Here is a 17,465-nt window from a genome sequence, read left to right as displayed (position 1 = left end):
TGCTCGACAGACCTTAGTTCACGCCTGCCGGCGCAGGCTTGCCGGCACCCAGTGGCGCCGAAAAATCAACTTTCGGGGCCGTCGAGATTGCTTTCTCGTTGTCGACCGTGAAGTTCGGCTTGACCGCGTAGCCAAAAATCATCGCCGTCAGATTGTTCGGAAAAGTGCGCACCGAGACGTTGTAGCCCTCGACCGCCTTGATGTAGCGATTGCGCGCCACCGTAATCCGATTCTCGGTTCCTTCGAGCTGCGCCTGCAGGTCACGGAAAGCGGCGTCCGCCTTCAGTTGCGGATAATTCTCGGCGACCACCAGCAGCCGCGACAGGGCGCTGGACAAGCCGGCCTGCGCCTGCTGGAATTTGGCAAAGGCAGCCGGATCATTGACCAATTCCGGCGTTGCCTGAATACCGCCCACCTGCGCCCGCGCCTGTGTCACCTGCGTGAAGACTTCCTTCTCGTGGCTGGCGTAGCCCTGTACGGTGCTGACCAGGTTGGGAACCAGGTCGGCTCGCCGCTGATACTGGTTGATGACTTCCGACCAGGCCGACTTCACCGCCTCGTCAGCGCTCTGAAAGGTGTTGTAGCCGCAGCCCGAGAGCAGGCTGGCAAGCAGGACGAGGACAGCCAGAAAACGAATGCGCATGACGGTTTCCTTTTACGGGAATAGACAGACTGAAGACCAAGGCGTGGAATTCGGGGGTGTGCTCCCTACCCTCCCCGCCCGTCGAACGATTCCGGTCATGATCGTTAGGCCGGTAGAGAAGCAGGAGTCGTGGCGGCGCGCATCAACATCCGCGCCCGGCACAGATCCTCCCAGGCCTTGGCCTTGTCTTGCAAGGTGCGCAAGAGATAGGCCGGATGATAGCTGACCAGGACCGGGATCGCCGTTTCGGCATTGTCCGCATCCCGATACTCGAAGGTCTTGCCGCGCATGCTGGCCAGCGAACCGCTATCGCCGAGCACGGCATTCGCCGCCGCCCGCCCCAGGAGAACGATCAGACGTGGCTGGATCAGCGCGATCTGGCGCCGCAGATAGGGCGCACAGGTGGCGATCTCGGCGCTCTCCGGCGTACGATTGCCGGGTGGGCGACACTTCACGGCGTTGGCTATGTAGACGTTCTCGCCGCGCTGCAAGTCGATCGCCGCGAGCATGGCATCGAGAAGTTGGCCGGCGGGTCCGACAAAGGGCTCGCCGCGAGCGTCTTCCTCGACCCCCGGGCCCTCGCCGATGAACAACCACTCGGCACGCCTGTCGCCAACGCCAAGTACCGCCTGCCGACGCTCCTCGCAAAGGCCGCAGGCGCGACACTCGGCAACGCTGTGCCGCAATCCGTCCCAGTCCAGACGCGCAATCTGCTGCTCCCGGTCGACGGCCGGCAGCGCCGCACTACTGGCGACCGGCGCTGGGGCGAGCACCTCGACCGCCTCGACCGCCTCGACCACTTCAAACACCTCAACCGCCGCTGTCGCGTCGCCTGCCACGGCCAGAATCGCAGTTGGCGGTGGAGCGAGCGCTGCCTTGCCTGCTCGCCCCGCCAGCGCTTGCTCGCGCAGCCGCCACTGCGACGACAGGCCCATCTCGTGCAACAACTGCCGGCGCGTCAAACCCGTGCCGTGAGGATTTCCGTCGCTCATGCCGAGACCTCTTCAAGGATGTGCTGCAGTACCAGCGCGTCTTCGCGTCCGGCTTCGGCCGCGTAGTAGCCGCGCCGTACGCCGATCTGCTGAAATCCAAAATGCTGATAGAGAGCCAGGGCCCTGGCGTTTGACGGCCGCACTTCGAGCAACAGCACTGTCGCTCCGGCCCGACGCGCCGAAGCAATGGCGTGGCGCAGCAGATGCGCGCCAAAACCCGCTCCTTGCCATTTCTCGCTGACACTCAGGTTGAGCAGGTGCGCTTCATCCACCGCCAACATCACCACGAAATAGCCGATCAGTTCGGCGGCGAGTCGGCAGCCCCAGACACTGTAGCCGGCGGCGATTGAATCAACGAAGTTGCCGCGCGTCCAGGGAAACGGATAAATGCGCTGCTCGACGGCCAGCATTTCGTCGATATCGCCATGCCTCAGCGGCAGTACCTCCACCTGTGCCGCCAGCACCGCGTTCACGCCTTGCCACCATTGGCCAGGCGCTCGGCCACCGTCTGCGCCACTTTGTTGCGCACATACAGCGGCGCCGCGTCGGCCGCGTCGACCATCTCCCCGCGCGCCAGGCGTAGCGCGGCGATGCGTGCCACAGCCCCCGCGTCGGGCATCAATTCCGGCTGCCACTCCTGCACGTACGGCGCCAGACGCTCGCGCAAGAGCGGATACGCCTTCAGTCCATTGCCACACGCCAGCCAGCCGGTGGACTCCGGAAGCGGCAGAGCCGACGGATGAGCGACAGCGACCGTCGCCAAGGCCACGCCATCCGCATAGCAAGCGTAATAGACCTCGCCCATGCGTGCGTCGAGCACGACGATGACGCGCTGGCCCGCGCTGCTCAAGGCCATCGCCTCGAGGGTGCCAACCGGAACGACCGGCAGCTGATGGGCAACGGCCAGCCCCTGCGCGACACCGCAGGCGACCCGCAGACCGGTAAACGAGCCGGGGCCGGCCGCAAAGGCGATCGCGTTCAAGTCGGCAAGGCGCAGCCCCGCTTCGTGCAGCGTCGCCCGGATCAGCGGCAGCAGCGTTTCAGAGTGCGCAACGCCGATCGGGCAAGCACGGCGCAACAGCTCGCCCTCGCGCCACAGGGCGATGCTGCCAAGCTCGGTCGAGGTCTCGATAGCAAGCAGATTCATGGCGCGCATTTTACTCGCACTGCTCGCCGACGTCGCCTGAGTCGCACGGCGTGGCGCACTGCCGATGCCCGTTTGCTTCGCTTAATGTGAAAGTCGCGCAAGCGACTCACGAAACTCCCTTCTCCCTTGCGGGAGAACGGGCAGGGGAAGAGGGAAACGGTCATGACTTTCATGATTTGGGGTGTCTCCACGTGTCATGACCGTTAATGTGCGCGCCGGGAATCGCACCCGCTTGCCTTACGAGCCCCTCAGGAAGGCGTCGAAATCGGCCACCGGTAGCGGCCGGCTGAAGAGGTAGCCTTGATAGGCGTGGCAGCCCTGCGCCGCCAGCGCGTCGCGTTGCTCGATCGTTTCCACACCCTCGGCGATCACCGCCAGGCCAAGCGTGCTGGCCAGCGCGATAATCGTGCGCGCGATCACCTCGTCATTGGGATCGGTGAGCAAATCCCGCACAAAGGACTGGTCGATCTTCAACTGATCGAGCGGCAGGCGCTTCAGGTACGACAGCGACGAGTAGCCGGTGCCGAAATCGTCCAGCGAAAAACCGACACCGTGGCTTTTCAGGGTGCTCATCTTGACGATCATTTCCTGGACGTTGTCGAGCAACATGCTTTCGGTCAGTTCGAGCTTCAGCTGCCGTGGATTCGCGCCGCTGCTGGCCAGAACGGCCAGTACCTGGTCGACGAAGTTCGGCTGCCGGAACTGCCGCGCACTGACGTTGACCGAAACCGTCAACTGCTCTCGTCCCGGCTGCGCCGCCCAGACTGCCAACTGTGCGCAGGCGGTTTCCAGCACCCACAGGCCCAGTGGCAGAATCAGCCCTGTTTCCTCGGCGAGGGGAATGAACTCGGCCGGTGAGACGAAGCCACGCTGCTGATGCCGCCAGCGAAGCAGCGCTTCAGCGCCGATGACGGCGCCGGCGGCATCCACCTGCGGCTGGTAGAAAAGGAGCAACTGCCGCTTTTGCAGCGCTTCGCGCAAGTCTCTCTCAAGGCTGGCACGCTCAGTCACCACCGCCTGCATTTGCGGATCAAAGAAGCGCAAGGTATTGCGGCCCTTGTTCTTGGCTTCGTACATCGCCAGATCCGCCCGCTTCATCAGTTCGTCGACGCCGTGGTGCGCGCTCCCAAACAGGGTGATGCCAACGCTCGCCGTATTGTGATACTCATGGCCGTCCAGATCGTAGGGGCAGTAGAGCGCGGCGAGGATTTTCTCGCCGATGTGGCTACTCTGAGCAACGGCTTCCTGCGCACGCTGGCCAAGATCCTCGAGCATGACGACAAACTCGTCACCACCCAGGCGGGCAACGGTGTCGCGTTCGCGAACGCAGGCCTTCAGCCGTTTGCCAACCTGCTGCAGGAGGTGATCGCCCATGTCGTGCCCGAGGGTGTCGTTGAGCATCTTGAAGTTGTCGAGGTCGATGAACAGCAGAGCACCTTGCCGGCCCCTGCGCGCGCTGGCCGCCAGCGCCTGGCGCAGACGGTCGTGCAGCAGGCGGCGGTTGGGCAGGCCGGTCAGTGCGTCGTAGAAGGCGAGATGCCGAATCTCCTCCTGGTCCGCCTTGCGCATGGTGATGTCGGTCAGCGTGGACACGTAATTGGTCACTTGCTCGTCGCTGTCCCTGACTGCCGAAATGGTCAGCCATTCGGGGTAGATCTCGCCATTCTTGCGGCGGTTCCAGATCTCGCCCTGCCAGGTTCCCGTGCGCTCGAGCGTGTCGCGCATCGCCGCATAGAAGGTCGCCTTGTGGCGGCCCGAACTGAGCAGTTTGGGCGTCCGCCCGACACAGTCGTCAGCGCTGTAGCCGGTGATCTCGGTAAACGCCTGATTGACGCGCAAAATGACGCCGAAGGCATCGGTGATGAACATCCCCTGCTGCGACTCGAAGGCCGTTGCGGCAATCCGCTCCTGTTGCTCGGCCTGCTTCTTGTCGGTCACGTCGTGCGATACGACGACCACGCGGCTCACCTGACCGCTCTTGTCGTTGATCACTTTTCCGGCCGACGCCATGTGCCGAACGGTGCCGTCGTGGTGCATCAGACGGTACTGTAGTTCCTGGCCAACGCCGGTCCTTGCCGTCAGCCTGAACGCTTCGATCACCCGCTGACGATCATCCGGATGGACGTCGGCGAATGAATCGCTGCCCAGCAAGTCTCTGTTAGCGCCAAAGAACTGCCGATACGAAGGACTGTTGTAGAGCCGTCGCCCTTCGAGATCGAGGACCGCGATGTGTTCGCCGATACTCTCCGAAATCAGTCGAAAGAACTCGCGTTGCTCACGCAGGCTGGCTTCCAGCTCCTTGCGCTCGGTAATGTCCTGGGTCGTACCGACACTGCGCAGCGGTTTGCCGGTGTCGTCGAACTCGACCTCGGCGTGCTGTGCGATCCAGCGCTCCGACGCAGCGACCACGATGCGCAACTCAACGGCGCTGGGTTTCCCCGCCAAGGCCTTTTCGCTGGCTTGCTGCAGCGCCTGGCGATCATCGACATGCACCCGCGCCATGAACGCTTCAATGCTGCCGATTGTGCCTTCGGGAACGGCAAAGATGCGGCAGGTCTCGGCGGACATTCTGATCTGACCGCTGCCCAGGTCGATGACCCAGCTACCAACCCGGGCGACCGCCTGCGCGCGCTCGAGCTCGGCTTTGCTGCCCTGGACCTCGGCGGTACGCTGTGCCAGATCGCTGCCCAATCGGCGCACGTCATCAATGCGTTGCCGGTACGAGCGCGTCAGGAAGATGATCAACAGCATCGCCACGACGACGCAGGTGATCTGCACCAGGCCGTAGAGGATGCTTGGCGTTGGCGGCTGGGGCGGCAGCAGTGCCGAGAGATCGGCCGCCACAAAGCCAATAATCACGGTCGCCGTCAGGGCCGCGAGAACGACTGCCGTGCGTGTGCCCAGCAGCCAACCACCCATTAGAATCAGCACCGGGTAGGCAATTATCGGCAACGCCCGGACTCCCCCGAAGAACGGCGAGAGGACGGTCACGGCCAACCACATGCCCCAGATCAATGCCGCCAGCGCAGCGCGCACCCGACCGCTGTTGAGCAGCCACAAGGCAGTGCTTGCCAGCAGCACCATGGCTGCTGGCCCAACAGCCCGCCGGGGCTGATCCGGAATGAGCAGCAGCATGGTCAGCAGCATGCATGCTGCCGCAAGAACAATGGCCCAGGCGGTGTACTTGAGGAAGCTTAGCGAAGGAAGCCAGCTCCGTGGCTGTTCATCGTCTTGTTCGAGCAAGCGCGAGAACGGCCCCTCCCCACCGTTTGCCGATGGCGCTCGGCGAATGTCCGGGGGGTCAGCCTGTCGCTGCGTGTCGGCCAAGTTAAGCCCTTGTCGTTTCAGCGAGTTCGCGGAAGAAACGGTAGCAGCCACGACCTGCTTTCTTGGCGTGGTACATCGCCGTATCAGCGTTCTTCAACAGCCCACTGACCTCGTCGCCGTGCTGCGGATAGACGGCGATGCCGATGCTCGTCGAGATCGTGATGTGGTGCGGACCGATAACGAACGGACGCATGACCGCCGTGAGGATTTTGCGGGCCACCACTGCAGCATCGGCAGCCTGGTCGATCTGCGCCAGCAGGACCACGAATTCGTCACCGCCGAGACGTGCAACGGTGTCCGAATTCCTCGGCACGCAGCCGCGCAGACGCAGGGCGACCTCCTTGAGCAGCAGATCACCGATATCATGACCCAGGGTGTCGTTGACCGGCTTGAAATCGTCCAGATCGAGAAACATCACCGCCAATGTTCCTTGCTCCCTGCGCACCTGTGCCAGCGACTGGAACAAACGGTCGCTGAGCAGCATGCGATTGGGCAGATCGGTGAGCTGGTCGTGGTGGGCAAGATGCTGAACACGCTCGTCGGTGGCCTTGCGTGCGGAGATGTCCTGCATGACGGCGACAAAGTGGTGAATATTTCCGTCGCCACCGGTCACTGGGGAAATGGTCAGCGCCGCGTCAAAGTGGCTTCCGTTCTTGCGCCGGTTGACGAGCTCGCCGGTCCATACGCGCCCGACCAGAATGGTCTGCCACATGCCCTCGTAGAAGCGCCGGTCCTGCTTCCCGGAGTTGAGCATCGCGCCGGGATTACGGCCGACGACTTCCGACATCGTGAAGCCGGTGATCTCCGTAAAAGCGGGATTGGCCCACGTGATCGCCGCGGTCACGTCGGTGATCATGATGCCGCTGGCCACAGCGTTGAGGGCCGCGTCGAACAGGCGCAGGCGTGATTCGAGTTTCTGGCGAACCAGCGCATGCCGTATCGCCCGTCCCAGTGCATCCTGCTGGAACAACTGCCCCTTGGCCAGATAGTCCTGCGCCCCTGCGTGCAGAGCGGCCTCGGCGAGTTGATGGTCATCCTGACCGGTGAGGACAATGATCGGAACAGCGGGAGCCGTCGCACGCATCGCTTCCACGGTGGCGATTCCGGACGAATCGGGCAAGGACAAGTCGAGCAGTATCACGTCGGGTTTGCTGACCGCGGCGGCAGCCATCCCGTCGGCGAGTGTTGACGCCCAGATTACGGGGTCGTCCTGGCCCATGCTGCGCAGGCCAGCAAGGCGCACATTGGTTCGGATCAGTCCCAGATCGCCGGGATCGTCTTCGATCACCAGAATCGAGATGGGCCGTCGGGTCGACTTGTTCATCCGCTACTCTCCGTCTCTCCCTCGTCGAGCATCGCCGGGCTGATCCGCAACATATGCTCGATGTTCATCATGGCGATGCCCGCTGCGCGTTGGTCAGTGCTCATTGCTCATCGATTTTCGGGCAACCTTACCAGAGAGAGCCAGTAGTCGGTCAGTTGACCGATCTCGACGATGAATTCACTGATGTCGAGGGGCTTGGTGATGTAGCCAGCGGCACCGAGGCGGTAGCTGTCGCGAACGTCGCGATCGACTTCCGAGGTACTCAGGACGACGACCGGGATGTCACACAAGACAGGATCGCCCTTGATCGCGGCAAGGAACTCGCGGCCGTTCATGCGCGGCATATTCAGATCGACCAAAATCAGGTCAGGACGGACAGCCAGGGCAAAACGCCGACCCTGCCGGTGCAGATACTCGAGCGCCTCACGACCATCAAGAACGTGCTGCAGATCGACGCAAATGCGGTTTTCGGTCAATGCCAAACTCAGCAGATGCGCGTCAGCCGGCTCATCCTCGGCGAGGAGAATAACAAAGGGGAAACTGCGTTTGCCGATCATCTTCATTTCCCTCTATGCGGCTGGCAGCGGCCGTGCGCAGCGACCATGCTGCACAAGGCGTTGGCGGCGGCGAGGCGATTGGCGAGGATCGACAACAGTGCTTGCAGCAGCGGCTCGACAGCGCAGCTGGCAATCGTACCACGGGCCTGATCGGCGGCGAGATAGCGTTGTTGCCGCATGGCGGGCAGCTCAGCCGCGGTCATCAGCCGCCATCCCCGGCGAGGGGCAAGGATACGCAGAAGCGGCTCCCCTGCCCGTCACCCGCCGACTCGGCCCAGATACGTCCCCCATGATGCTCGGCAATCTTGCGACACAGCGCCAGGCCCACACCACTGCCTTCGTAATTGGCGCGGCTCTGCAAGCGCTGGAATACCTGAAACAGTCGGCCGAGCTGCCCCGGGTAAATACCGACGCCATTGTCGGCAACGCTCAGGCACCACTGCCCGCGCGCCACCCGGCTGGCCACCCGGATCTCGGGGCAGCGCCCGGCAAGGCGGAATTTGGCGGCGTTGGCGATCAGGTTCTGCAGCAGGCGCAGGATCTCGTCGGGACGCACCCAGGCGCGTGGCCAATGGCCGCGCACACTGATCTTCGCTTGCGCCTCGGCGATCGCCGGCTGCAGGAAAAGCAGGGCTTCGTCGACGATGGCTCGCGTTTCCAGCCACGCGGGGGGCTCACCCAAGCGACCGACACGCGAGTATTCGAGCAATGCAACCAGCATCTGATCGAGGCGGCGGGCACCGTCGATGGCGAATTTGAAATGCTCGCGCTGCTCGCCGTCGAGCTGCTCGGCGAGACTGATCCCGAGCAACTGCATGTAACTGGCGACCATTCGCAAAGGCTGGCGCAGATCGTGCGAAATGGCATAGCTGAACTGCTCGAGTTCGGCGTTCGAGCGCTTCAACTCCTCCTCGGCCTGCTTGCGTTCAGTGATGTCCTGAGTGGTTCCCAGGCAACGCAGCGGAGTGCCGTCGGCGGCGCGGCTCAGATCCGCCTGTTGGCGAACATGGCGCACTGTCTCGCCGACCATGATCCGGTGTTCGTGCTGGAAGACCGTGCCCGCGGCCATTGTCGCCTGCCACGCGTCCTCGACCGCGGCGCGGTCGTCCGGATGGACGCGCGCCAGATAGCTCTGGTAACTACCCACCGTCCCGGCGCACAGCCCAAAGATGCGGCAGGTTTCCGCCGACAGGCGCATTTCGTTGCGGCCCAGCTCGTAAGTCCAGCTGCCGACATGGGCGACCGACTGGGCACGGATCAAATTACTCTCGCTCTCGCGCAGAACCACCAGGGTCGCGTCCAGCTCTTGCACCTTCTGATGAAGGTCTGCCTGGAGGCTTTCCTGCTCGCGCATCAAGCGATGTGCGCGGATGGCGGAATGCACGGCAACGAAAATCCGCTCGGCGCTCAGTTCCGACTTGAGCAGATAGCCGTCGATCTGGTAGTCGCTGACCACCTGTCGCTGTGGCGCGTAACCCGCTTGCCCAGTAATCAGAACGATCTGCACACTACGCCGGGCCAGCTCGTCGCGGATGTAGCGCACCAGATCGAGACCGGCGCGGTCGCTTTCCATGACCACGTCGAGCAGGATCAGGGCGATGTCCGGGTGGGCAGTCAGCGCCAGTTTCGCCTCCTCCGCCGAGAGCGCATCGAATAGCCGCAGCCCACGTCCGTCAATGCGTACGTCGTCCAGGGCCAGGTGGAGAACGGGGTGCACGTCAGGCTCGTCGTCGACCAACAGCACTTTCCAGGGTTCACCAGCGGGCGCCAGGTCAACCGACGCCGCGGCGGGCAAGCCGGCAAGCCAGTTGGCATCATCGATCATCTCGGGCATTGCGAAGACTCCTGTAGAAAACCGGTCTGCTGGCGGGGAACAGAGGGACCGGCGGCGGTACACTGCAGACTATTACGACACCAGCGCAGATTTCTTTAGGCGATGGCCGGAAAAGGACGACCCAGATTGTGGCGAATTTTCCGGGCCGGCAGAGACCCGCTTGTGCGCACCCGCGCACAATCCTGTGAGCAGCGCGCGCCTGCTGCCTGGGAAAAGACACTCTGTTACAATCTCGCTCTTGTTCGACGCTGGCTGCCAGCGCTTGGCCAAGCCCGTGTTCAGCGGTTTTCTTCTCCCGAATAGAGGCCATCATGCAAGCCACAGCAAAACCGAAAAACCCCAATTTCTCGTCGGGACCGTGCAGCAAGCGTCCCGGTTATGACGTCAATGCCCTGTCGCTAGACACCCTCGGCCGCTCGCACCGCTCGGCGCTTGGCAAGAAGGTACTGGCGCTGGCGTGTACGGAGACCGCGCGAATTCTCGGACTGCCCGAGGGTTACCGTGTCGGCGTCGTTCCCGGATCAGATACCGGCGCCGTCGAGATGGCGATGTGGTCGCTGCTTGGCGCACGTGGCGTCGACGTTCTGGCATGGGAGTCCTTCGGCTCGGGTTGGGTCACCGACATCGTCAAGCAGTTGAAGCTTGCCGACGTGAATGCACTCAAGGCTGACTATGGCGATATCGTCGACTTCGCGCAGGTCAATTTTTCCAACGACGTGGTGTTCACGTGGAACGGCACGACTTCGGGCGTCAAAGTGCCAAACGGCGACTGGATCCCGGCCGATCGCGCCGGCTTGACGATCTGCGACGCCACCTCGGCCGTCTTCGCCATGGATCTGCCGTGGGACAAGCTCGACGTGGTGACCTTCTCGTGGCAGAAAGTCCTCGGCGGCGAAGGTGCGCACGGCATGCTGATCCTGAGCCCGCGCGCCGTCGCCCGCCTCGAGTCCTACACCCCGGCGTGGCCAATGCCGAAAGTCTTCCGGCTGACCTCCGGCGGCAAACTCAACGAAGGTATTTTCCGCGGCGAGACGATCAATACCCCGTCGATGCTGTGTGTCGCCGATTACCTCGACGCCCTGCAGTGGATCGAAAGCATCGGCGGCGTCCAGGGAGCGATTGCCCGCAGTGAAGCCAATCTCGCCGTGATTGCCGATTTCGTCGCCGCCAATGACTGGATTTCCTTCCTCGCCAAGGATCCGGCAACGCGCTCCAACACCAGCGTCTGCCTGAGTCTCGAACTCGACGCCGAGCGCGTCAAGAAGCTGGTCAAGCTGCTCGACAGCGAAGGCGTCGCTTTTGACATCGGCTCGTACAAGGACGCCCCGGCGGGAATCCGCATCTGGTGTGGGGCCACTATCGAGACCGCCGATCTGCAAGCGCTGATGCCGTGGCTGGCCTGGGCCTACGCGCAGGTCGCGGCCTGAGCCGCGGAGTCGCGAACCGGCTAACAGTCATGATTTGTCGAGATACCGCAGATCATGACTGCCCCCCCTTCCGCCGGCCCTTCTCCCGAGGGGGAAGAAGGGAGATTCGTGAGTCGCGGACGCGACTTTCACAGTAAGGGCAGCTTCATCACCCAACCTCCAATTGCGAGCGACACTTCCATGTACAAGGTCAGAACCTACAACAAGATCGCGCTCAGCGGTCTCGATCGTTTCCCGCGTCAGGCGTATGAAGTCGGCAGCGACATCGCCCACCCCGACGCCTTCCTCCTGCGCAGTCAGAAGCTGCAAGGCATCGAAGTGCCGCAGTCGCTCCTGGCGGTGGCGCGCGCCGGCGCGGGGGTCAACAATGTGCCGGTCGCCGAGTACGGCAAGCTCGGCATCGTCGTTTTCAACACCCCGGGCGCCAATGCCAATGCGGTCAAGGAACTGGTCATGGCCGGCATGTTGCTGAGCTCGCGTGCCATCGTCGACAGCATGAACTTCGTTCAATCGCTCGCCGATCTCAAGGATCCGGCGGAAATGTCGCCGCGCGTGGAGAAGGAAAAATCGCGCTTTGCCGGCAACGAGCTCAAGGGCAAGACCCTGGGCATCGTCGGCCTTGGGGCGATTGGCTCGATGGTCGCCGAAATGGCCCTGGCAATGGGCATGAAAGTGGTCGGCTTCGACCCGGTGCTGTCGATCGACGCCGCCTGGCGCCTCTCCAACGAGGTCAGCCGCATGGAGAACCTGCAGTCGCTGCTGGCACGTTCCGACTACGTTTCGATGCATGTGCCGGCCGTCGATGGCACCCGGCACATGATCAACAATGACACCCTGGCGGCGATCAAGCCCGGCGCAGTCCTGCTCAACTTTGCGCGCGACACGATCGTCGACGCAGCGGCCGTGCTGGAGAGTCTCGCCGCCGGCAAGCTCGGCAAGTATGTTTGTGACTTTCCCGAACCCTCTCTGCTTGGACACCCGCAGATCATCGCCCTGCCGCACATCGGCGCCAGCACCGAGGAATCCGAAGAGAACTGCGCGGTGATGGCCGCCAACCAGCTTGTCGACTACCTGGAAAACGGCAACATCGAGAACTCGGTCAACTTCCCGAAGATCAGCATGGAGCGCAGCCCGGGCACCGCGCGCATCATCTTCTCGAACGACAATGTCCCCGGGGTGCTTGGTCAGGTCCTCTCGGTGCTCGCCGAAAACAAGGTCAATGTGGTCGACATGGTGAACAAGAGCCGTGCCGAACTGGCCTTCAACATTGTGGACGTCGAAACGCTACCCGGTGACGACGTGCTCCGCGCCATCGCCAAGGTCGAGCACGTGATCCGTATCCGGGTCATCTGATCGGCAGGCCCACCGACAGCCTTGGTGGGCCAACATCGCGCTTGCCCGCAGGCCGGCGCCAGGAGCCGCCGCCAGCGGCACCACCTGGCGGCGCGGCCGCTTCAGGGCATCCTCAGCGTTCCTTGGCCAGCCCTTTGGCTATCTTTTTCGCCAAGGTGTCGACCAGTTTGCGCAAGGCCGGCTCGGCGATCAGGCGCTTGGCCTTCTTCGGCTCCAGCCATTGCCGCTCGCGGTGGCTCTCCTCCCACTCTTCTTCGGGCACGCTTTCGCTGACCGCCATTGGGAAGACGGTGACCTTGCACACGCCACCCCATTTCTTGTAGTCGTAGTCGCCGATCGCTTCGTCGTCGAGCTGGCCACGAATACCCGCCTCCTCCAGGGCCTCTTTTTCGGCAGAGTCGCGCAAGGACAGCTCGGGCTCCTTGACCCCTTTCGGGATTACCCAGCGCGTCGCCTTGCGCGAGGCAATGAGCATGATCTGCAACTTGCCGTCGAGCAGGCGATAAGGAAGGACCGCCGACTGGGTGTAGAAATAGTCCGGAACGGGCCGGCTATCGTCCTCCTCCTCCGGGTCGTCTTCGTCTTCGTCATCGGCGGCCGGCAGGTCGTCGGGTACCTGCCCGGGTCGGGTCAGCGCGACCAGCGTCGCGCAGCCGCGCGTCAGCTTCGACCAATCGGCAAATACTTCCAGCTGCGCCAGCGCCGACGTCGGCAGGACCTTGCCGTCGTCCGGGATGTCGAGCTCGCCTTCCGCCAGGTAGGCGACCAGATCCTCCACGCCGGGATTATGTCCAACCAGCATCACGCGCTCGGCGCCCGGCGGGCAATCAGCCAGCGCCGCCAGCAGGAACTCGGTGGGTGCGGCATAGATGCGCTCGTCCCAGCTGATCTTCTTCGCCGCCAGCCCCATCGCCTGGCAAGCCGCTTCGGTGGTCGCCCGTGCGCGCGCGGCGGGCGAACTGAGGACGACATCCGGACGCAGCTTCAGGTGCCTGATCAAGGCCCCCATTTTCCTGCTGCCGAGATGACCGCGGCCAACCAGCGGGCGATCGAAATCCTCCTCGCCGGTACTCCAGTCCGATTTCCCGTGTCGCAACACCAGTAATGTCTTGCCCTTCATTCTCAAACTCCTTCTGCGTGCAGCGATTGGTAACGTATTGGCAAAGAAATGGGTCGCCGAGCGAACCCCGAGCAGCGCCACGCGGTCGTGCCGCTGGCACAGCCATGATAACGAAAAGCATCACTACTCTCGGCAGCAGCCAAGCCTGCGCTGGCGTCGGCGCGTGTCACCGTGTCAGCCGGAGGGTGGCCGAGGCTGGTGCACGGCTGGTGCACCGCTGACTCAGGCGCTACCGGCACGCAGCGTCTCCAGCGGGGCCGTCAGCAACAGTCGCGACGCGGCAAACCAGCCCGCCGCAGTGACCAGGGTCGCGCAGCAGACAATGGCCGCCAGCGGTAGCCAGAAATTGATCGCCACCGTGAAGTTGAAGGCCTCGCGCGCCAGAAACTGCCCGATGGCGATGGCTCCCAGCGAGGCGATCAGGCCGGCCAGCGCGCCGACCGCTGCAAACTCGGCCAGCAAGGCGCGTCGCAGCTGCTCACGACGGGCGCCGAGGGCGCGCATCACCGCCAGTTCGTAGCGTCGCTCCTGCGCCGCCGAAGCCAGCGCCGCGTAGAGAACGATGACCCCGGCGGCAAGCGTGAACAGAAAAATGAACTGCACCGCCTGCGCTACCTGGTCCATGATCGACGTCAGCTGGCGCAAAATGGCGGCGACATCGATGACCGTCAGATTGGGAAAATCGGCCAGCAGTTGCGTAATCAGCTCCGCCTTCTCGGTGGGCAGGTGGAAGCTGGTAATCCAGCTCGCCGGATAGCCCTGCAAAGCTGCCGGCGGCGTCAGCACGAAGAAATTGACGCGCATCGTGTCCCAGTCGACGTGGCGCAGGCCGACCACGCGCATGGCGACCGTCTCGCCAGCGACTGCGAAGTCGATGCGGTCGCCGACGGCCAGGCCCAGCGTTCTCGCCAGCCCCTCCTCCAGCGATGCCGCGGCCTCGTCATTCGCCCCGGCCTTCACCTGAGCATCCTGGCCATCGGCCGCGAGATCAGCGGCCGAAAACCAGCGTCCGCCACTCACGCTGTTGCCCTCGGGCAGGTCGGCACGCATCGACAGATTGAATTCGCGTTCGATCAGGCGTTGGGCGCGATCGTCGCTGTAGTCGGCGGCACTGACCTTGGCACCGTTGATGCGGATCAGGCGTCCACGAACCATCGGCGCCAGCTCTGGAAACAAGGCCCCTGCGGCCAGCACGGCGCGCACTGGCGCCACCTGTTCGGGCTGGATATTGACCACGAAACGGTTCGGCGCATCTGGCGGAACGGCTTTCTGCCAGGCCTCGAGCAGATCGCCGCGGATCACGGTCAGCAACATCAGGGCCATGAAACCGAGGGCCAGGGCGACGATTTGCACGACGCTGGCGGACGCCCGTCGTTCGAGGCTGGCCAAACCATAGCGCCAGCCGATGCCGCCAGACCTGCCGGCGCCGCCGCGTGCTGCCGCTGCGAGGCGGATTGCCAGACGGGCAATCAAGGAGAACACGGCCAAGGCGACAGTGAAAGCACCGACCACGTAGGCACCCAGCGCGACTTCGCCGGCGATCCAGAACATCAGCGCCGCGAGAGCCACGAAACCGAGCAGATAGCCACCCAGCAAGCCGGCTTGCGGGCTTCCCAACTCGCCGCGCAGGACGCGCAGCGTGGACACCTTCTTCAGCTGCAACAGGGGCGGAACGGCAAAACCGAAGAGCAACAACAGGCCCACCGCCACGCCCTGCACGACTGGTAGCCCGCCTGGTGGCGGCAGCGATGTCGCCAACAACGGCGCCAGCCAGGCGTGCAGCGCGAAATGCGCCAGATAACCGATGCCACAGCCGGCCCCGGCGGCGAGCAGGCCGAGGACGGCGAACTGCCCGAGATAGAGATGCAGGAGCAGCCGCTGCGTCGCCCCCAGGCAGCGCATCACGGCACAGGGGTCGAGATGCCGCTGCACATAGCGCCGGGCGGCAAGGGCCACGGCCACCGCCGCCAGCACCACGGTCAGCAAGGCCGAGAGGCCGAGGAACTTCTGTGCCCGATCGAGCGCGGTACGAATCTCCGGCCGACCGTTCTGCGCGTCTTCCATGCGCTGACCGCGCTGCAGGCGCGTTTCGATGTCCAGCTGATAGCGCTTGACGAGCGCCGCGTCGCCGGCCACCAGCAGGCGATAGCCAACGCGGCTGCCGACCTGCAGCAAGCCGGTCGCTGGCAGATCGGTGAGGTTCATCAGCAAGCGCGGGGCGACGCTGAAGAAATTGATGCCGCGATCGGGTTCCAGGGTCAGCACGGCAGCAACGCGCAGTGACGATTGCCCGACGCTTAGCTGGTCGCCGACACGCGCCGCCAGCGCCGACGCCAGACGCTCGTCGATCCAGATCTCACCGCTCGCGGGGATGCCCTCGGCCGCTGCGTCAGGGACGTTCAGTGCTGGCGCAACGCGCAGCGAGCCGCGCAAGGGATAAGCGGCGCTGACCGCTTTGACCTCGGCCAACTGCAAACGCATGTCGGCAGCGTCGCCATGACTGACCATGCTCGGGAAAGTCCATGTTTCGGCCACCTGCAGGCCACCTGCGCGCGCCTCGTCGGCAAACGTCGCCGGCCACGGCTGGTCGGAGACCAACAGCAGGTCGGCGCCGAGCAACTGGTGCGACTCGCGTTCGAGCGCCTGGCGCACGCGATCAGTAAAGAAGCCGACAGCGGTCAGCGCCGCGACGGCGACGACCAGCGCCGCCGCCAGCAGGCGCAACTCGCCGCCGCGCGCGTCACGGCGCAGCATGCGCCAGGAAAAGGAAAGCAGCGAGCTGAGGTTCATTCCGACAAGGTACAAGATTCAGCGCTTTCGGCACAAGCGGAAAAGCCATGCGTAGCGCGTCCGGCAAGCCGGTGCGCAAGCCTGCGTCTTGCCGAGGGCCGGCAGCCGAGAATGTCTGTTGTGGCGTGCCACGAGAGCACGCGGCCCTGGTGGGTGTTAGACTGGAAGTCTGCGACATCAGGGGGAGCGCGGTGATGAAGACCCGGATACGTAGCCAGGCCTGCGGCTTGCTGCTCCTGGCTCTTGCCTCGGGCGTGCCGGCACAGGCCGGCGAACGTGCCCTGCGCGTCGCCATTCTCAGCAACTCTCCACCGATGTCCTACACCGATGAAACGGGCAAGCCGGCGGGTTTCAACGTCGGCGTGGCGCACGCCTTGTGCGAGGAAATGAAAGTCCGTTGCGAGCTGACCGTTGTCGAACTTGCTGATGTCGTCGATGCGGTGGCTGCCGGAGAGTTCGATTTTTCAGCGGTCAGTCTACTCGCCACGCCGGCACGTCAGGCCAGGGTCCTCTTCTCGAAACCGTACTACCACTCGAACAGCATCTGGTTTGCCAAACCTGGCGTCGAGCCAGGTGCGGCGACCGCTCGGGTGGCGGCGGTCGCCGGCAGCGCGCAGCATCGCTATGCCAGGGCGCAGGGCTGGCAGGTCAGCACGGTCAATCATCACTCCGAACTTCCGGCGCTGCTGAGCGGGGGGAAGGTCAACGCGGTGCTGATGCCGATGGCCACCGCCTTGACCTTACGGGAGGACCCATTGATCCAGCCCCTCGGCCTGCAGACCACCGTCTTGCAGGCACCCGAACTGAGTGGCGAGGTGTGCTTTAGCGTCGATCCGCGAAATCCGGAACTGCGTGACCGCATCAATGCTGCATTCGACCGGATCAAGCGCGATGGGCGCTTCGATCGCCTGAACACCGAGCACCTTCCCTTCCGCTTGCAGTAGTCCAGGA

At 63.9% G+C, this 17,465-nt stretch carries 14 protein-coding genes; 3 read left to right on the top strand and 11 right to left on the bottom strand.

The features are described 5' to 3' along the window. Positions 1 to 13 precede the first annotated feature (13 nt). From E4Q23_RS04850 to E4Q23_RS04810, 9 genes are all read right to left on the bottom strand, one after another. Positions 14 to 643 (bottom strand): LemA family protein, encoded by a 630-nt coding sequence (locus E4Q23_RS04850; protein WP_169065588.1) that lies wholly within the window; start codon positions 641 to 643, stop codon positions 14 to 16. 104 nt (positions 644 to 747) lie between these two features. Next, a complete protein-coding gene (locus E4Q23_RS04845) occupies positions 748 to 1,635 on the bottom strand; it encodes a uracil-DNA glycosylase (RefSeq protein WP_169065587.1) in 888 nt (295 codons plus the stop codon). Then, complete coding sequence (gene rimI, locus E4Q23_RS04840) at positions 1,632 to 2,108, bottom strand: ribosomal protein S18-alanine N-acetyltransferase (protein ID WP_291996051.1); 477 nt, start codon at positions 2,106 to 2,108, stop codon at positions 1,632 to 1,634. The genes E4Q23_RS04845 and rimI overlap by 4 nt, the downstream gene beginning before the upstream one ends. Beyond that, on the bottom strand, positions 2,105 to 2,791 hold the full coding sequence (tsaB, locus tag E4Q23_RS04835) for a tRNA (adenosine(37)-N6)-threonylcarbamoyltransferase complex dimerization subunit type 1 TsaB (protein WP_169065586.1): 687 nt from the start codon (positions 2,789 to 2,791) through the stop codon (positions 2,105 to 2,107). The genes rimI and tsaB overlap by 4 nt, the downstream gene beginning before the upstream one ends. A gap of 228 nt (positions 2,792 to 3,019) precedes the next feature. Beyond that, positions 3,020 to 6,109 carry an EAL domain-containing protein gene (locus tag E4Q23_RS04830; RefSeq protein ID WP_248595250.1) on the bottom strand — a complete coding sequence of 1,030 codons (3,090 nt, stop codon included), beginning with the start codon at positions 6,107 to 6,109 and terminating at the stop codon, positions 3,020 to 3,022. Position 6,110: 1 nt separating this feature from the next. Further along, a complete protein-coding gene (locus E4Q23_RS04825; RefSeq protein ID WP_169065585.1) occupies positions 6,111 to 7,433 on the bottom strand; it encodes a diguanylate cyclase domain-containing protein in 1,323 nt (440 codons plus the stop codon). Between the two features lie 107 nt (positions 7,434 to 7,540). Next, complete coding sequence (locus E4Q23_RS04820; protein WP_169065584.1) at positions 7,541 to 7,990, bottom strand: response regulator; 450 nt, start codon at positions 7,988 to 7,990, stop codon at positions 7,541 to 7,543. A 2-nt stretch (positions 7,991 to 7,992) separates the two neighbouring features. Then, on the bottom strand, positions 7,993 to 8,193 hold the full coding sequence (locus tag E4Q23_RS04815) for a hypothetical protein (protein WP_169065583.1): 201 nt from the start codon (positions 8,191 to 8,193) through the stop codon (positions 7,993 to 7,995). Then, the gene (locus tag E4Q23_RS04810; RefSeq protein WP_169065582.1) at positions 8,193 to 9,824 is read right to left on the bottom strand and encodes a sensor histidine kinase; all 1,632 of its coding nucleotides are present in this window, start codon (positions 9,822 to 9,824) and stop codon (positions 8,193 to 8,195) included. Before E4Q23_RS04810 ends, E4Q23_RS04815 begins: the two co-directional genes overlap by 1 nt. A gap of 311 nt (positions 9,825 to 10,135) precedes the next feature. Between E4Q23_RS04810 and E4Q23_RS04805 the strand changes: the two genes are divergently transcribed. Beyond that, positions 10,136 to 11,251 carry a phosphoserine transaminase gene (locus E4Q23_RS04805; protein WP_169065581.1) on the top strand — a complete coding sequence of 372 codons (1,116 nt, stop codon included), beginning with the start codon at positions 10,136 to 10,138 and terminating at the stop codon, positions 11,249 to 11,251. Positions 11,252 to 11,431: 180 nt separating this feature from the next. Then, positions 11,432 to 12,604: a phosphoglycerate dehydrogenase gene (locus E4Q23_RS04800; RefSeq protein ID WP_169065580.1), complete on the top strand. Its 1,173-nt coding sequence runs from the start codon at positions 11,432 to 11,434 to the stop codon at positions 12,602 to 12,604. A 112-nt stretch (positions 12,605 to 12,716) separates the two neighbouring features. Here the strand turns inward: E4Q23_RS04800 and E4Q23_RS04795 are convergent, their stop codons facing one another. Together E4Q23_RS04795 and E4Q23_RS04790 are read right to left on the bottom strand one after the other, a co-directional pair. After that, positions 12,717 to 13,724, bottom strand: coding sequence for a histidine phosphatase family protein (locus E4Q23_RS04795; RefSeq protein WP_169065579.1), 1,008 nt, complete (start codon positions 13,722 to 13,724; stop codon positions 12,717 to 12,719). A gap of 222 nt (positions 13,725 to 13,946) precedes the next feature. After that, the gene (locus tag E4Q23_RS04790) at positions 13,947 to 16,529 is read right to left on the bottom strand and encodes an ABC transporter permease (protein ID WP_248595249.1); all 2,583 of its coding nucleotides are present in this window, start codon (positions 16,527 to 16,529) and stop codon (positions 13,947 to 13,949) included. 134 nt (positions 16,530 to 16,663) lie between these two features. On the opposite strand from E4Q23_RS04790, the gene E4Q23_RS04785 reads away from it, so the two are divergent. Further along, on the top strand, positions 16,664 to 17,458 hold the full coding sequence (locus E4Q23_RS04785; protein ID WP_336511606.1) for a transporter substrate-binding domain-containing protein: 795 nt from the start codon (positions 16,664 to 16,666) through the stop codon (positions 17,456 to 17,458). Positions 17,459 to 17,465 lie beyond the last annotated feature (7 nt).

The sequence above is a fragment of the Candidatus Accumulibacter phosphatis genome (genome assembly GCF_012939955.1).
In the GTDB taxonomy this organism is placed as follows: domain Bacteria; phylum Pseudomonadota; class Gammaproteobacteria; order Burkholderiales; family Rhodocyclaceae; genus Accumulibacter; species Accumulibacter delftensis.
Note: the sequence above shows the minus strand (reverse complement) of the source record. Positions and strands in the feature narration are given on the sequence as shown.

Bases quoted from the DNA above. Each gene is read 5' to 3' on its own strand.
- tsaB (WP_169065586.1), bottom strand. From the start codon at position 2,791: ATGCGCGCCATGAATCTGCTTGCTATCGAGACCTCGACCGAGCTTGGC.
- E4Q23_RS04820 (WP_169065584.1), bottom strand. From the start codon at position 7,990: ATGATCGGCAAACGCAGTTTCCCCTTTGTTATTCTCCTCGCCGAGGAT.
- E4Q23_RS04815 (WP_169065583.1), bottom strand. From the start codon at position 8,193: ATGACCGCGGCTGAGCTGCCCGCCATGCGGCAACAACGCTATCTCGCC.
- E4Q23_RS04825 (WP_169065585.1), bottom strand. From the start codon at position 7,433: ATGAACAAGTCGACCCGACGGCCCATCTCGATTCTGGTGATCGAAGAC.
- E4Q23_RS04845 (WP_169065587.1), bottom strand. From the start codon at position 1,635: ATGAGCGACGGAAATCCTCACGGCACGGGTTTGACGCGCCGGCAGTTG.
- E4Q23_RS04810 (WP_169065582.1), bottom strand. From the start codon at position 9,824: ATGCCCGAGATGATCGATGATGCCAACTGGCTTGCCGGCTTGCCCGCC.
- E4Q23_RS04795 (WP_169065579.1), bottom strand. From the start codon at position 13,724: ATGAAGGGCAAGACATTACTGGTGTTGCGACACGGGAAATCGGACTGG.
- E4Q23_RS04800 (WP_169065580.1), top strand. From the start codon at position 11,432: ATGTACAAGGTCAGAACCTACAACAAGATCGCGCTCAGCGGTCTCGAT.
- E4Q23_RS04805 (WP_169065581.1), top strand. From the start codon at position 10,136: ATGCAAGCCACAGCAAAACCGAAAAACCCCAATTTCTCGTCGGGACCG.
- E4Q23_RS04850 (WP_169065588.1), bottom strand. From the start codon at position 643: ATGCGCATTCGTTTTCTGGCTGTCCTCGTCCTGCTTGCCAGCCTGCTC.